The sequence below is a fragment of the Actinosynnema sp. NPDC049800 genome, assembly GCF_040656635.1.
Taxonomy (GTDB): Bacteria; Actinomycetota; Actinomycetes; order Mycobacteriales; family Pseudonocardiaceae; genus Actinosynnema.
This window is the reverse complement of record NZ_JBFAMT010000015.1, coordinates 109,587-124,457: the sequence shown is the minus strand read 5'-3', so window position 1 is coordinate 124,457 and position 14,871 is coordinate 109,587. Positions and strand designations below refer to the sequence as shown.

The following is a 14,871-nucleotide window of genomic DNA, read 5'->3' as shown; positions in this document are numbered from 1 at the left end:
CCGAACCACGAGGAGCACCAGAGGTGTCTGAGACCTTTTCGCTGGGTGGGGACCTGACCGTCAACCGCCTCGGCTACGGCGCGATGCGGCTCACCGGTGAGGGCATCTGGGGCTACCCGGCCGACCGCGACAACGCGATCGCCGTGCTGCGCCGGGTGGTCGAGCTGGGCGTCACCTTCATCGACACCGCGGACGCCTACGGCCCGCACGTCAACGAGGAGCTGATCCGGCAGGCCCTGCACCCGTACGCGGACGACCTGGTCATCGCGACCAAGGGCGGCCTGCTGCGCACCGGCCCGAACGAGTGGCCGATCCTCGGCAAGCCCGCCTACCTGCGGCAGGCCGTCGAGACCAGCCTGCGGCGGCTCGGCGTCGAGCGCATCGACCTCTACCAGCTGCACCGCGTCGACCCGGACTACCCGCTGGAGGACCAGGTCGGCGAGCTGCGCAAGCTCCAGGAGGAGGGCAAGATCCGGCACATCGGACTGTCCGAGGTGGACGTCGCCCAGCTCGAGGCCGCCCGGGCGGTCGCGCCGATCGCGAGCGTGCAGAACCTGTACAACCTGGCCAACCGCGGGCACGAGGCCGTGCTGGAGCGCGCGACCGAGCTCGGCATCGCGTTCATCCCGTGGTTCCCGGTGGCGACCGGCGAGCTGGCCCGTCCCGGCGGCGTGCTCGACTCGGCCGCCAAGGAGCACGGCGCCACGCCCGCGCAGCTCGCGCTGGCGTGGCTGCTGCGCAGGTCGCCCGTGGTGCTGCCCATCCCCGGCACGTCCTCGATCGCGCACCTGGAGGAGAACGTGGCGGCGGCGCGGATCGAGCTGACCGACGAGGAGTTCGAGAAGCTGTCCGCGCTCGCCTGAGCCACCGCTACGCCGGGTCGAACGCCCGCCGCTCGACCCGGCGTCGCAGGTCCTCGGGCAGGTCGTCGCCGGCCGCCAGCAGGCCCGGCAGCAACGCGGGCTCCAGGGTCAGGGCGCGGAACGCGAGCGCGATCGTGACGTCGTGGTCGGGCCGGTGCTCGATCGTGATCTCGTCACCCGCCGTGATCGTGCCGGGCTCCAGGACGCGGAAGTACGTGCCGGGAAGCCCGCGCCGAGTGAACGTCTTCACCCACCCGTGCTCCTCCATCACCCCGGCGAACGTCCGGCACGGCACCCGCGGGCTGGTCGCCTGGAGCAGCAGCCCGCCGATCCGCCACCGCTCGCCGATCCGCGCGCCGCACACGTCGAGACCCACCGTGGTCAGGTTCTCGCCGAACAGCCCGGGCCGCAGGTCGGCCCGACCCAACTCCACCGCCCACGCGTCCAGGTCTTCCCGCGCGTAGGCGTAAACGGCCTGGTCGTCGCCACCGTGGTTGCGCGAGTCGGAGATGTGGTCGCCGATGACGCCGCTGCCGACCGGGCCGGGCGCGCGGACGTCCACGGGGCCGGGCACGGGGAGCTTGCCGATACCGGTGTGGCCGACGTTGGCCTGGTCGAACTCGACGCGGGAGCCGACGTTGACGGAGAGCACGTGGGGCATGCCCACGACGGTAGCCGAGACACTTTCGGGGTTCGCACTCCTTATCGGTCGCCGGTGGGGGAGGATGGCGTGGTTCACCGTCCGTGGGGGGAGACATGCGCAGGTCCGTCGTCGCGTTGGTGCTGGCCGGGGTGGCGCTGGCGGGCTGCGCGGAGCGGACAGCCCTCCCGACGCCGACCCTCGGCCCGGTGGTGGACGACAGCGCCACGCTGATCGCGAACCTGGTCGCCCGCGCCGACGAGCAGCACTCCGTCCGGTTCGCCGCCGAGACCACCATGACCGGGCTGAGCGTCGCGCTCGACGGCGGCCTGCTGCGCGCCGGCGAGGGCCGGCTGGTGTCGTTGCGGCAGGACTCGTCCACCGACGTCGTCGTGCTGGCCGACGCCGGCTACTCCCGCACCGACGGCGGCACGTGGACCAGGCTCGACCTGGCCGACCGCGCGCCCGTGCGGGTGGACACCACGGTCGCCGGCCTGGCAGACGAGGTCGACCCGGCCTCGGTGGTGCGGTCGCTGACCGGCAGCCTGCTGGTGGAGAAGGGCGACGAGCAGCTCGACGGCGTGTCGACGCGCCGCTACACGCTCCTGGTCGACCTGCGGCTGCAGGCCGAGCGCACGCCCGACAGCTCGCGGCGCGCCCAGCTGATGGCGGCCTACGAGTCGGGCTTCACCGCGTCCGCGACCGTGTGGGTCGGTCCGGGCGACCTGCCGGTGCGGGTGGAGCAGGTGCTGAAGACGTTGGAGGGCAACGTCTTCCAGCGCACCCTGCACCGCTTCACCGACTGGAACGCCGACATCCGGGTGAGCGCGCCCGTCTCCTAGCGCCCTAGCAGGTGCGCTTGGCCCGCTGGATGTCCGTGGTCAGGGCCGGGCGGCCGTCGACCTCGCTGTCCGGGTTCGGCGCGATGCCGCCGGCGGCGACCTTGTCCAAGGTGGCGAGCCCGGCGGGGGTGACGCGGCCGAAGACGGTGTAGTTGGGCCGCAGCACGGAGTCCGACGTGACCAGGAAGAACTGGCTGCCGTTGGTGTCCGGGCCCGCGTTGGCCATGGCCAACGTGCCGCGCGGGTAGATGCGGCGCAGGCCCGTGGGGTCGTTCGGCGCGGGCGCGAGGTCGGTCGGCAGCTCGTCGGCGTACTTGTAGCCCGGACCGCCTTCACCGGTGTTGGACGGGTCGCCGCACTGCAGCACCTTCAACGTCGGGTACGCCGTGAGCCGGTGGCACGTCGTGTCGTCGTAGAACTTCTTCCGCACCAGGTGCAGGAAGCTCTGGACGGTGCACGGCGCCTTCGCGCGGTCCAGCACCAGCGGCACGGGGCCCTGGTTGGTCTGCAGGAGGACCTCGGGGTGACCGCGGTCGGGCGTGTGCCGCGGGTCGGGCGGCAGCGGCACGGGCCGGGCGGCCGGCTCGTCCGGCGTCACCGCGTACGCGCACGGCCCGCGAGTCGTGTCCGGTGCTCCCGCGTCCGGTGTCGCGGGGGAGGCCTGCGCCACCCCGCCGCCGAGAGCCATCGTCAGCGCCACTGCCACCAGGATTCTCACCGCACCAGGTCTAACGGACCGGCACCCGCCTTGCTAGGGCCGGTCGGCGGGTCCGAGGGACGCGGCGAACGCGCTGAGCGACTCCCGGTCCGGCTTCGCGGTCTTCGTGATCAGGCTCGCCACGTGCTTCTCCACCGTCCGCGGCGAGATGTGCAGCCGGGTGGCGATCGCCTTGTTGCCCAGGCGACCCGCCAGCAGCCGGAACACCTCGAACTCGCGCACGGTCACGCCCAGCGCCCGCAGCTCGCGCGGCACCTGGTCGGACCCGGTCCGCCGCTGCGGCACCGACGCGCCCACCTGCCGCAGCAGCCCGCGGCACGCGCTGGCCACGGCCGGCTGACCGGCCTGGTGGAAGTACTCCTCGGCGCCGCGCAGCCAGCCGACCGGCTCGCCCCACCCGTCGGCCACCGCCGCCTCGGCCACCAGCCGCAGCCCCAGGTGGCGGGCCAGCGGGTGGATCGCCGCCGCCTCGCGGCCCGCGCGCACGGCCTGCGCCGCCTCCGCCTCCCGACCGAGCCTGCCCAGCAGCACGGCCAGCGCGAACTGCGCGAAACCCCGGTTCCAGCGCATCCGCGCCGCCGCCGCCCGCGTCACCGCGCGGTAGCCCGCCAGGTCCAACGCGCCCGACAACGCGTCCAGCAGCAGGCGCAGCCCGTGCCTGCCGGACAGGTGGTACACGGTCGGCGCCTCGGCCTCGTACGCGATGGCGCGCGCCAGGTCGTGCCCGGCGGTCACGCGGTCCTCCTCCAGCAACGCGCAGAACGCCCGCGCCAACCCGAAGCACAGCGGCCGTTCCTGCGAGCCGACCCCGCCGAGCTGGTCGAACGCCTCGATCGCCGCGTCCATCTCGGCCCGCTTGCCCTGGTGCGCCGCCGCGGTCGCGCGCGCCATCAACCCGTACAGGGTGAGGTTGCGCAGCTGCAGCCGCCGCGTGTCCGCGATGATCCGGGTCAACTGCTCCGCCGCGGCGTCGTACTGCCCGCGCAGCACGGTGTCCAGCCCGAGGATCGCGTCGACGTTGTAGGCCACGCTGATCGCGCCGATCCGCAACGCCTCCTCGCGCGCCTCGGCCAGCTCCGCCGCCTCGCCCTCGGCCAGCCAGCCCAGCCCGGCCTGCCTGATCACCGCGTACACCCGCTGGATCGGCAGCCCGTGCTCCTCGGCCAGCGCACGGGCCCGGCTGAAGCACTCGGTCGCCTCGTCCAGGTCGCGGTCGCGCGCCAGCACGCCGAGCAGCTGCCACGTCTCGCAGCCCACCTCCGGCAGCGGCACCCGCTTCGCCGCGTCGGCCGCCCGCCTGGCCAGGAACTCGGCCGAGGAGATCCGGTCCGGCACCTCCAGGTTCAACGTCAGGAACGCGGCCACGGCGTCGAGGCGGGCGGTGTGCTCGTCGGTCGCGTCCGCGCCGAGCAGCGCGCGCGCCGTCTCCACGTGCGCCATGCCCTCGGTCCACCGGCCCGCGGTGTTGGCCACCTGCGCGAGCTTGGTGTGCAGCTCGGCCCGCCGCACCCGGCCCAACCCGGCGGCGCTCAGCTCGGTCACCGCGTCGACCAGCGCGAACGCCCGCTCGAACTGGCCCGCCTCGGCGAGCGCGGGCAGCAGCGAGTCCAGCACGTCGGCGCGGATGGCCACGTCGACCTCGGTGGCCAGCAGCCGGTGCGCGTGGTCGAGCAGCCGCACCGCCGACCCGGCCGCGCCGTCGGCCAGCGCCCGCCGTCCCGCCTCGGCCAGCAACGCGCCCGCCTCGGCGGTCTGCCCGGCGTCCAGCCGCAGCGACGCCACCAGCGCGCACCACTCGCCGGACAGGTCGGGGTGCAGCTCGCGCACGGCGTCGGCGGTCCGCCGGGCCAGCTCGGCCCGGTGCGGCGGCGGCAGCTGCGCCAGCAGCGCCTCGGCGGTCAGCGGGTGCCGGAACGCGTACCAGTCGGGCACCGGCTCGTCCGGCGTGACCAGCTGCGCGGCCACGCCCGCGTGCAGGTGCGAGAGCAGGGCGCGGTCGTCCATGCCGGTCACCCGCCGCAGCACCGACAGCGGGAACCGGTGGCCGAGCACGGCGGCCACCGACAGCACCTCGCGGCCCTGCGGCCCCAGCCGGTCGGTGCGGTGCGCGATCGAGCGGACCAGCGCCGACGGCACGTCGATGCGCAGTTCGCCGAGCACCTGCCAGCCGCCGGGCCCGCGCACCAGCAGGCCGCCGTTCACCAGGCCGTGCAACATCTCCTCGACCACGAACGGGTTGCCCGCGCTGTCGGCCCACAGCCGCTGCACGACCTCGGCGGGCACCTCGTGGTCCTCCGCCTCCAGGCACAGCCCCACCATCCGGCGCACCTGCCGCTCGTCCAGGCGGCGCAGCTCCATCAGCACGCCCACCTGCCGTTGCGCGGCCAGCCGGACCACGTCCAGGGTGGGGCCGGGGTCGGCGCGGGTGGTCACCAGGAGCGCGGCGGGCGCCTGGTCGAGGTTGTCCACCAGGTAGTCGACGACGGCCAGCGTCTCGGCGTCCGCGTCGTGCAGGTCCTCCAGCACCAGCAGGCACGGCTGCGTGCGGCCGACCACGGCCAGCAGCCGCAGCACGGCCTCGGCGAGCACCAGCACGGAGTGCGCGGGCCGTTGCTCCTCGGCGCCGGCCGCCTCCGGGCTCCACTCGGGCGCCAACCGGCCGAGCGCCGGCTGGTACGGGCCCAGTTCGCGCAGGTTGAGGCCGTCCCCGGCGCGCAGCAGCGACATCAGGGCCTCGGCCAGCGGCCGGAACGGCACGATCGGCCCGATCGTGCTGCCGCGACCGCGCAGCACCCGCATGCCGCGGTCGAAGGCGGCGCCGGCGGCGAAGCGCGCCAGCCGGGTCTTCCCGATGCCCGGCTCGCCGACGAGGAACACGGCGCGGCCCCGGTGGGCGCCCGCGTCGGCCAGCATGCGGTCGAGCACGTGGAGTTCTTCGTCGCGGCCGACCACGACCGGCGCGCGGGTGTGCATGCGCCGACCTTAGTCAAGCCGAACGGCGGCATGCCAAACTGCCCGCACCCCCAGTGTGGGCGGGCAGTCCGGCGGTAGGGCCGAGCCCGGCTACAGGGGCAGTCCCGGCGCGCTCACCGTGGTCATGGTGCCTTCGCTCACCGCGACCGCGGCGTACGCGCCCACGGCCATGGTGAGGCCGGCCAGCGCGCGTGCCCGTGCGCCCGCCTTGGCCTTGCGGGACAGCGCCATCTCCCCGGCGGGGTGGTCGCCGTCCTGGTCTTCGCTCCAGGTGGTGACCTCGTCGCGGTTGGCGTCGTTCATCGGGTGTTCTCCTCGAGGGGGTGGATGTCGTGCGTGGACCCGAGCAGGAGCACCGAAGGCACCTGCTCGGGGAAACCGAGGCGGAGCAGGCCGTACCCGATGCCGGACAGCCCGGTGAGCAGGCCGGCCGACGGCACGCCGCCGGGCGTGCCGCAGCGCGCCCCGTACTGGTCCAGCGCGCCGAGGACCAGCCCCGCGCGCCGGGTCTGCATGGCCGCGGCCAGGCCGTGCCCGCGTTCCGCGAGGACGGTCAGGGCCTCGATCACGCCCAGCTCACCGTGGCACAGGCTCAGGTCCCGCAAGGGTTCGTGCACCGCCAAGGCGTTCAGGCACCGGTCGAGGTGCAGGGTGTGCGCGTCGACCGGTTGGTCCGGGTGGGCGCAGTGCGCGAGCACCGCGCCGGAGAGCCCGGAGCACCAGCTGTGGTCCGCTTCGGCCACGTCGAGCAGGCGTTGCCGCAGGGCGTGGTCGGCGCGCAGGTTCGCGCGGCCGACCACACCGTAGCGCTGGTCGCCCGCGGCGCGCGCGTAGCGCAGCAACGCCCAGCCGACGCCCGCCCGGCCGCGGGCGAAACCGTCGCCGCCGGGGGTGGCCGCGGCGAGCCGGTCGGCGTAGGACCGGGCCAGCGCCGCGGCGGCGGGCGAACCGCTCTCCGCCCGCACCGCCAGCATCGCGGCCAGGCCGCCCGCCCACCCCTCGACCACGTTGGCCGGGTCCTCGCCGACGGCCTCGACCTCGGTCGCGACCTCCACGGCGGCACGCAGCCAGCCGCCGACCTCGTCGTCGTCGAGCAGGTTCGCCAACCGCGCCAAGGCGTAGGAGATGCCGCCCAGCCCGTGGAACGCGCCGCTGCCGACGGCCGCCGCCAGGTCGGTGTCCTCGGCGAACGCGGCCAGCAGGCCGGGGATCGGCCGCAGCGCGTCCCGCGCGTACTCGGTGTAGCGGGCGGCGCCGGTGAGCTTGCCGAGCTGCGCGAGGAACAACGCGACGCCGGTGTAGCCGTTGGACAGGCCCGCGCCCATCGGGGCGACCGCCCAGTGCCGGTCGTCGACCAGTTCGAGGCCCACCCAGTTGACCCGGCCGTCGGCGGTCGCCGCGTGCGCCAGCACCTCGTCGGCGATGCCGCACGCGGCGACCAGCAGCCGTTGCCGGTCGGGGACGCCCGCCTCCACCGGCGCGGCGACCCCGCGGCCGGTGCGGTGCTCGACCGGTCGCGGCCTGCTCGCCAGCCCGGCGCTGATCAGCCACTGCTGGTCGTGCTTGTCCACCTCGTCCAGCGCGGTGACCTTGGCCGTGACGGCGTCCAGCGAGGAGGACGGCAGCAGGTCCGGCAGCCGCTGCCCGGTCGAGGTCCACACGTCGCGGCTGCCCGGCCGGGTGGTGAACAGCGGCACGTCGCCCGCCCACAGGTCGCGCATCTCGTGCGGCACGAGGGCGTGCGCCACCTCGTCGTCCGCCGTGCCGTCCCACAGCAGGTCGAGGATGTCCTGGCGGTCCGAGGCGCCGCGCAGCGCGTCCGGGTGCGTCGACTCGTCCAGCAACGTCGCGTACAGCTGGGTCATCCGCGGCACGAACCGCACCGGCAGGTCGGCGAAGCGGTGCAGCAGCCCGTTCGGGCCGAGCAGCTCGGCGCGGTGGTCGTAGAGGGCGTCGTAGCCGATCCGGAACCCGGCCAGCAGCGCGCCCTGGTAGTCCGCGGGCTCGGCCTCGCGCCCGTCCAGCACGGGCCGGTTGTGCGCGGTGGGCATGGGCGCGGGCCTGCGCACCAGGCGCATCCGGTCGGTGCCGGGGTGCAGCCAGGCCACGCCCTCGGTCGGCAGCCCGTCGCCGTGGTCGCCGCCGATGCCGCCGACGTCCAGCGCGCCGTGCTCGCCCAGCAGCACGCGCGGCAGCACGGCGGTGCGGTGCACGGACCGGGCCAGCGCCCGGACCGCCGGGTCCGCCGGCGCGCCGACCGTGGGGTGGAACACCGTCTCCACGTCCACCAGCACGGGCTGGTCGGCCGCCGCGATGAGGTTCTCGTAGTGCATGTCGGTGCCGTCCACCGCGTACAGCAGCGCGATCAGCGCGCCGAGCCGCTGGTAGAACCGGCCGACCTCGGTGACGTCCGCGCACGGGCGGTGCTCGACGAACTCCAGCCACCCGTGCCCCGCGCCGGCGAGGGCGCGCGGTAGCCGCAGGCCGAGGCCGGTGTGCCCGTCGAACCACGTCACCAGGTCCGCGAACGCCCGGTGCAGCGCCACCGGCCGGGGCTTGTAGACCACCCGGCGGCCGTCGGAGAAGGTCAGCACGGCGACCGAACGCCCCTGCGCGTGCGGGTCGCCCCGACCGGTCTCCACGTGCGCGAGCGGGCCGGGGTCGCGGCCGTCGAGCAGGGTGCGCACGATCTCCGGCCGGTCGGCGGCGAACCGGTCGAGCAGCTCGCGGTGCGCGTCGACCGCGTGCAGGCAGGTCTGGCCGAGCAGCCGGGCCAGCACCGGGTACCGGGCGAACAGCGCGGGCAGGTCGACGCGCCGGACGAACGCGGCGAACCGCTCCTGCGGAGTGTCGCCGACCAGCCGCTCGCCGACCCGGTCGAGGTTCAGCTCCAGCACGAGCGTGCGCGCGGCGATCCGGACCAGCCGCCTGCCCAGCGCGTGGGCGAAGTCGTCGTCCAGCCGGGGGTCGAGGGCCACGGCCGCGCTCACCAGGGGTCTCAGCGCGGACGCGAACCCCTCGTCCCAGCTGCCGCCGGTGAAGTCTGCACGGGCCGCGGTCGTGGTGGCGCGTTCCACGAACGCGGCCCATGAGGGCCGTCCACGGGGGACGACCAGCTCTTGGTGGTTCCCGCGCACACCGCTCAGCCACCACGCGGGGGGCGGCCGATCTACGGCGGAGGGGAACACGCCGCACAACGTGTCACGGGCGTGCGGTGGCGCACATGGGGGCCGTGCCCCCAGATTTGCGGGTGCGCGGGTCCGAAGCCGCAGATGTGCGGAGAACGCTCCCGTCGCAGGTCACCAGCGCACCGCGGGCAGGTGAACGGACGGCGTGCCCGGCGTCAGGCCGCGCAGTTCTCGGCTTGGCCGGCGGCGTCGCGGAACTCGTCCGGCAGCGAGACCACGCCCATCTTCTCCACGCCCTCGTTCATCACCGTGACCGCCTCGGTCATGTCCTGGATGACGGCGCTGTAGATGTCGAGGGTCATCTCGGGCGCGGCGTCCACGGCCGACTTGGCCGAGACGAACTTGTCCCGCGCCCTGGTCAGCGGCTCGCTGATGACCTCGACCGCGGTGTCGGCGGCGGGCGTCGGCGCCGGGGTCAGCTCGTCGAGGTCGTGCAGGACGACGTCCAGCACGTCGACCACGCGGCCGAGCGAGTCGCTGACGGACTTCTTCGCCTGGACCGGGTCGGTCTGCGTCTGGTCGAACTGCACCCCGCCCGAGGCGATCATGTACTTCGCCACGCCGCAGAAGTTGTTCATCCAGCGCACGACCTCGGGCTCGGCCCCGGAGGCCGACGACGTCGGGCCGGGCGCGGGCTGACCCGTCACGGGCACCGCGCACCCGGTCAGGCCGACCAACGCCACCGCCACCACCCACCGCTTCACAGGGGATTTGTACCCCGCCGTCACCCGATAGTGGGGTGGAACATGACAACCGGGGGAACCGTCGACCACGATGGCGGCTCATGACCGTCTCACTCGATGTCTCCGGCGGGATCGCGGTCATCCGGATCGACGAGCCGTCGGACACCCTGCTGACCGACGTGCGCGCGCTGCTGCCCGTGGTGGCCGGCGCCCGCGCCGTCGTGCTCATCGTCGACCCGGGTCTGTGCGCCGCCGACACCGAGCGGCTGGTCCGGGGGTCGGTGGCGGAGCGGGAGGCGGTGGCGGCGTCGTTGCGCGGCGTGCGCGAGGAGGTGGCGAACCTGCCCGTGCCGGTGGTCGCGGCGATCGGCGGCAGCCCGTCCGGCGAGGCGGCGGAGCTGGCCATGGCGTGCGACCTGCGGGTGCTGGCCGCCGACGGTGGTCTCGGGTGGGTGACGGACGGTCGGGTGACCGGCGATCAGGTGTTGGTGGCACGGCGGGTGACCGCCGACGAGGCGTTGCGCACCGGGTTGGTGGACCGGGTCGTGCCGCGGTGCTCGGTGCTGCGGGCGGCGGTGGAACTCGCAAACGAGTGCAAGTCAACGCAAGCGGAACGTAAGTCCTGCCGTATAGTTGCTCCATGACGCAACGGCGGTTGGCGGAAGTGGCCGCGAAGGTCGGCGTGAGCGAGGCGACGGTCAGCCGGGTGCTCAACGGCAAGCCGGGCGTGTCCGACGCGACGCGGTCGGCCGTGCTCACGGCGCTGGACGTGCTCGGGTACGAACGGCCGACGCAGCTGCGCGGGGAACGTGCCCGCCTGGTCGGCCTGGTGCTGCCGGAGCTGCAGAACCCGATCTTCCCCGCGTTCGCCGACGTGGTCGGCAACGCCTTGGCCCAGCGCGGCTTCACGCCGGTGCTGTGCACCCGGACGGCCGGCGGCGTGACGGAGGCGGACTACCTGGAGCTGCTGTTCGAGCAGCACGTGTCCGGGGTGGTGTTCGCCGGCGGGCAGTACGCGCAGGCGGACGCGTCGCACGAGCACTACCGGCAGATGACGCGGCGCAAGCTGCCCGCGGTGCTGGTGAACGCGGCGATAGACGACCTCGGGTTCCCGCGGGTGTCGTGCGACGACGCGGTGGCGGTCGAGCAGGCGTTCGGGCACCTGGTGGCGTTGGGGCACACGCGGATCGGGGCGGTGCTGGGCCCGTCGGACCACATGCCGTCGAGGCGGAAGCTCACCGCGTTGACCTCGTGCGCGGCGGGCGCGGGGGTGGAGCTGTTCGAGGAGCACGCGATGTTCTCGCTGGAGGGCGGGCAGGCGGCCACCACCCGCCTGCTGCACCGGGGCGTCACCGCGATCGTGTGCGCCTCGGACCCGCTGGCGTTGGGCGCCGTGCGCGCCGTGCGCCGGCACGGGCTCAAGGTGCCGCACGACGTGTCCGTCGTCGGCTACGACGACTCGCCGCTCATGACCTGCACCGAGCCGCCGTTGACCACGGTCCGCCAGCCGATCGAGGCCATGGGCCGCGCCGCCGTCGAACTGCTCGCGAATCAGATCGCCGGCACCCCGGTCCCCGACGAGGAGCTGCTCTTCGAGCCGGAGCTGGTGGTCCGCTCCTCCACCGCCCCGGCCGCCCGCTGACCGCGAGCCGAACCTCCGCGTCCCGCGCGTCCTGGAGGTCGACGCGCGGGGTCTGAGGTTCGACCACGTCCGTTGCCGTCTGCCCCGTCAGGGGTGGGCGGCATTTTTTGTGCGTGAGTGCGGGGCGAGGGTTGCTTACGAGTTGATGTCGTGAAGTTGCGAGTTTTCGTAGACATCTTGCGGCGAAGTGGTGGGGCGACTTACCGTGTCCGCCACACCACACCCGAGGAGGGTCCGCCCCCATGAACTCACTCAGCCTCCGCAGAGCGGCGGGGTTGCTGCTGGCAGGCAGCCTGAGCCTGACCGCCGTCGCGTGCTCGCAAGCCGACGAGACCGGCGCCGCCGGCGGCAAGGTCACGATCTCGGTCAACGGCCAGCCGCCGCAGACCCAGCCGTTCGAGCGCAAGATCTTCGACGAGGACGTGGCCGAGTTCGAGGCCGCCAACCCCGACGTCGACATCGAGCCGCACGAGGGGTTCATGGACCCCAAGACGTTCTCCGCGAAGCTCGCCGGCGGCCAGCTCGAGGACGTCTTCTACGCCTACTTCACCGACCCGGCGAACCTCATCGCCCGCAAGCAGGCCGCGGACATCACCGCCTACGTCAAGGACGTCCCGCACTACGACGCCATCCGGCCGGAGCTGCGCGACGTCTTCAGCAAGGACGGCAAGGTCTACGGCGTCCCCACCGCCAACTACTCGATGGGCCTGCTCTACAACCGCGCGCTGTTCACCCAGGCGGGCCTGGACCCCGACCAGCCGCCGAAGACGTGGGACGAGGTCCGCGAGGCCGCCAAGAAGATCACCGCGCTCGGTGACGGCAAGGTCGGCTTCGCCGAGTACAGCAAGAACAACCAGGGTGGCTGGCACTTCACCGCGTGGATGTACTCCGTCGGCGGCCAGGTCGCCCGCCAGGACGGCGACAAGTGGGTCGCGGACTTCAACAACGACAAGGGCCGCGCGGCCCTCCAACACCTCAAGGACATGCGCTGGACCGACAACACGATGGGCGAGAAGCAGCTGCTCGTCATCGAGGACGTCCAGCAGATGATGGGCGCCGGCCAGCTCGGCATGTACCTGGCCGCGCCGGACAACGTGCCCACCCTGGTCAACCAGTTCAAGGGCGACTACGCGAACTACGGCCTGACCGGCATCCCGGACGGCGAGGGCACGCTCATCGGCGGCGAGGGCTACATGATCAACCCGAAGGCGTCGCCGGAGAAGATCAAGGCGGGCCTGAGGTGGATCCAGTGGAAGTACCTCAACCCGGACCGGTTCGAGCGCAACCTCCAGCGGTACAAGGACCAGGGCCAGCCCATCGGCCTGCCCGTGCCGCCGGTCGCCGACGTCTGGACCGGTGACATCGCCGCCAAGCAGGCCGAGCTCAAGGAGCGCCTGGCCACGGTGCCGGTGGCGAACTTCCAGTCCTACGTGGACGCCACGCCGAAGGGGAAGATCGAGCCGCCGAACGCGCAGCAGGTGTACGCGATCCTCGACAACGTCATGCAGGCCGTGCTCACCGACCGCGACGCGGACGTCAGCAAGCTCCTGGCCGACGCGGAAGCCAAGGTGAACCCCGTCCTGGCCCAGGTCAAGTGATGCGCCGCCGCGTCGCGGAGAACCTGACCGCGTACGGGTTCCTGTCCGCCGCGCTGATCTGCTTCGCGGTGTTCTCCTGGTACCCCATCGCGCGTGGGGCGGTGCTCGGCTTCCAGCAGGTCGACTTCGTCACCGAGCCCACGTGGGTCGGCTGGGAGAACTTCGAACGACTCTTCGCCGACCCCCTGTTCGCCACGGCGTGGCGCAACACCCTGCTGTTCACCGCGCTGGCGCTGGTGTTCGGCTTCGTGGTGCCGTTCCTGCTCGCGGTCGTGCTCAACGAGCTGCGGCACTTCAAGGCGTACTTCCGGCTCATCGTGTACTTGCCCGTGATGCTGCCGCCGGTGGTGGCCGCGCTGATCTGGAAGTGGATGTACGACCCCGGCCCGGGCCTGCTCAACTCCGCGTTGCGCGGGCTCGGGCTGGAGGGGGCGGCGTGGCTGGACAGCGCCGACACCTCGATGCTGTCGCTGGTGATCGTGGCGACCTGGGCGAACCTGGGCACCGCCACGCTGATCTACCTGGCCGCGTTGCAGAGCATCCCCGGCGACCTGTACGAGGCGGCGGAGCTCGACGGCGCGAACGTGCTGCGCAGGCTGTGGCACGTCACGGTGCCGCAGACCCGGTTCGTGCTGCTGGTGCTGCTGCTGTTGCAGGTCGTGGCGACGATGCAGGTGTTCACCGAGCCGTACGTGATGACCGGCGGCGGACCGGAGGACTCCACGGTCACCGTGCTGCTCCTGCTGTACCGGTACGCCTTCTACTACAACGACTTCGGCACCGCGAGTGCCCTGAGCCTGTTGCTGCTGCTGGTGCTCGGCGCGTTCACCGCGCTGTACCTGCGCGTGACGCGGAAGGCGGACGCGTGAGGACGTTGATCGCGCCGGGACGCGCCGGCGTCGGCTACAAGGTCGCGCTCGCGATCACGACCGTCGTCCTCACCGCCATCTTCGTGGTGCCGCTGGTGTGGGTCGTGCTCTCGGCCATGAAACCGGCCGTGGAGCTGGCCCGCGTGCCGCCGACGGTCCTGCCCGAGACGTGGACGCCCGGCACCTACGCCGAGGCGTGGGACCTGATGGACCTGGGCCGGTACTTCCTCAACACGATCGTCGTCGCGGTCGGCGTGTGGGCGGTGCAGCTCGCGGTCGACGTGCCTGCGGCGTACGCGCTGTCGCGGCTCAAACCCGTGCTGGGCAAGGGGATCCTCGGCATGATGCTGCTGACCCTGATGATGCCCGCCGCGGTGCTGCTGGTGCCGACCTACCTGACGATCGCCGACCTCGGGCTGCTGAACAACCCGTTGGCGCTGTGGCTGCTGGGCGCGGCCAACGCGTTCACGGTGTTCCTGCTCAAGCGGTTCTTCGACCAGCTGCCCGCGGAGGTGCTGGAGGCGGCCCGGATCGACGGCGCCGGCCAGTTCACCATGCTGTGGCGGATCGTGCTGCCGCTGTCCAGGCCGATCCTGGCGGTCGTGTCCATCTTCGCGGTCGTGGCCGCGTGGAAGGACTTCATCTGGCCGCTGCTGGTGTTCTCCGACCCGGCGCGGCAGACGCTCAGCGTCGCGTTGCAGCGCTTCGCCCCCGACACCCCGGTCAACCTGCTGCTGGCCGGCCTCGTGCTGTCCAGCGTGCCGATGATCGGCCTGTTCCTGGTGTTCCAGCGGCACGTGCTGGCGGGTCTCACCGCCGGCAGCGTGAAGGGCTGAACACATCACCGAGGGAGGA

13 protein-coding genes are annotated in these 14,871 nt (G+C 73.1%); 7 read left to right on the top strand and 6 right to left on the bottom strand.

From position 1 onward, the window contains the following. The first annotated feature begins 23 nt into the window (after nt 1–23). Complete coding sequence (locus AB0I91_RS19925) at nt 24–863, top strand: aldo/keto reductase (protein ID WP_498776991.1); 840 nt, start codon at nt 24–26, stop codon at nt 861–863. Nucleotides 864–870: 7 nt separating this feature from the next. On the opposite strand, the gene AB0I91_RS19920 is transcribed toward AB0I91_RS19925, so the two are convergent. After that, the gene (locus AB0I91_RS19920) at nt 871–1,524 is read right to left on the bottom strand and encodes an MOSC domain-containing protein (protein ID WP_498776993.1); all 654 of its coding nucleotides are present in this window, start codon (nt 1,522–1,524) and stop codon (nt 871–873) included. Nucleotides 1,525–1,619: 95 nt separating this feature from the next. Between AB0I91_RS19920 and AB0I91_RS19915 the strand changes: the two genes are divergently transcribed. Next, entirely contained in the window at nt 1,620–2,345 is a 726-nt protein-coding gene (locus AB0I91_RS19915) for an SCO4651 family lipoprotein (RefSeq protein WP_498776995.1), read from the top strand. Nucleotides 2,346–2,349: 4 nt separating this feature from the next. Here the strand turns inward: AB0I91_RS19915 and AB0I91_RS19910 are convergent, their stop codons facing one another. The 5 genes from AB0I91_RS19910 to AB0I91_RS19890 form a co-directional block, all read right to left on the bottom strand. Beyond that, on the bottom strand, nt 2,350–3,033 hold the full coding sequence (locus AB0I91_RS19910; protein WP_499638139.1) for a peptidylprolyl isomerase: 684 nt from the start codon (nt 3,031–3,033) through the stop codon (nt 2,350–2,352). A gap of 63 nt (nt 3,034–3,096) precedes the next feature. Continuing rightward, nucleotides 3,097–6,036 carry a helix-turn-helix transcriptional regulator gene (locus AB0I91_RS19905; protein ID WP_498776997.1) on the bottom strand — a complete coding sequence of 980 codons (2,940 nt, stop codon included), beginning with the start codon at nt 6,034–6,036 and terminating at the stop codon, nt 3,097–3,099. 90 nt (nt 6,037–6,126) lie between these two features. After that, nucleotides 6,127–6,339, bottom strand: a complete 213-nt coding sequence (locus AB0I91_RS19900) for a hypothetical protein (protein WP_498776999.1) — start codon at nt 6,337–6,339, stop codon at nt 6,127–6,129. Further along, nucleotides 6,336–9,173, bottom strand: a complete 2,838-nt coding sequence (locus AB0I91_RS19895; protein WP_499612200.1) for a type 2 lanthipeptide synthetase LanM family protein — start codon at nt 9,171–9,173, stop codon at nt 6,336–6,338. Before AB0I91_RS19895 ends, AB0I91_RS19900 begins: the two co-directional genes overlap by 4 nt. 206 nt (nt 9,174–9,379) lie before the next feature. Beyond that, complete coding sequence (locus tag AB0I91_RS19890) at nt 9,380–9,928, bottom strand: hypothetical protein (RefSeq protein WP_498777003.1); 549 nt, start codon at nt 9,926–9,928, stop codon at nt 9,380–9,382. An 80-nt stretch (nt 9,929–10,008) separates the two neighbouring features. On the opposite strand from AB0I91_RS19890, the gene AB0I91_RS19885 reads away from it, so the two are divergent. The 5 genes from AB0I91_RS19885 to AB0I91_RS19865 all read left to right on the top strand — a co-directional run bounded on the left by AB0I91_RS19885 (nt 10,009) and on the right by AB0I91_RS19865 (nt 14,852). Further along, complete coding sequence (locus AB0I91_RS19885) at nt 10,009–10,551, top strand: enoyl-CoA hydratase/isomerase family protein (RefSeq protein ID WP_498777005.1); 543 nt, start codon at nt 10,009–10,011, stop codon at nt 10,549–10,551. Then, the gene (locus AB0I91_RS19880; protein WP_499638087.1) at nt 10,548–11,549 is read left to right on the top strand and encodes a LacI family DNA-binding transcriptional regulator; all 1,002 of its coding nucleotides are present in this window, start codon (nt 10,548–10,550) and stop codon (nt 11,547–11,549) included. The genes AB0I91_RS19885 and AB0I91_RS19880 overlap by 4 nt, the downstream gene beginning before the upstream one ends. A 242-nt stretch (nt 11,550–11,791) precedes the next feature. Then, on the top strand, nt 11,792–13,147 hold the full coding sequence (locus tag AB0I91_RS19875) for an ABC transporter substrate-binding protein (protein WP_499612203.1): 1,356 nt from the start codon (nt 11,792–11,794) through the stop codon (nt 13,145–13,147). Continuing rightward, nucleotides 13,147–14,016, top strand: a complete 870-nt coding sequence (locus tag AB0I91_RS19870; protein WP_499638084.1) for a carbohydrate ABC transporter permease — start codon at nt 13,147–13,149, stop codon at nt 14,014–14,016. Before AB0I91_RS19875 ends, AB0I91_RS19870 begins: the two co-directional genes overlap by 1 nt. Next, a complete protein-coding gene (locus tag AB0I91_RS19865) occupies nt 14,013–14,852 on the top strand; it encodes a carbohydrate ABC transporter permease (RefSeq protein ID WP_498777011.1) in 840 nt (279 codons plus the stop codon). The genes AB0I91_RS19870 and AB0I91_RS19865 overlap by 4 nt, the downstream gene beginning before the upstream one ends. The last annotated feature ends 19 nt before the right edge of the window (nt 14,853–14,871 follow it).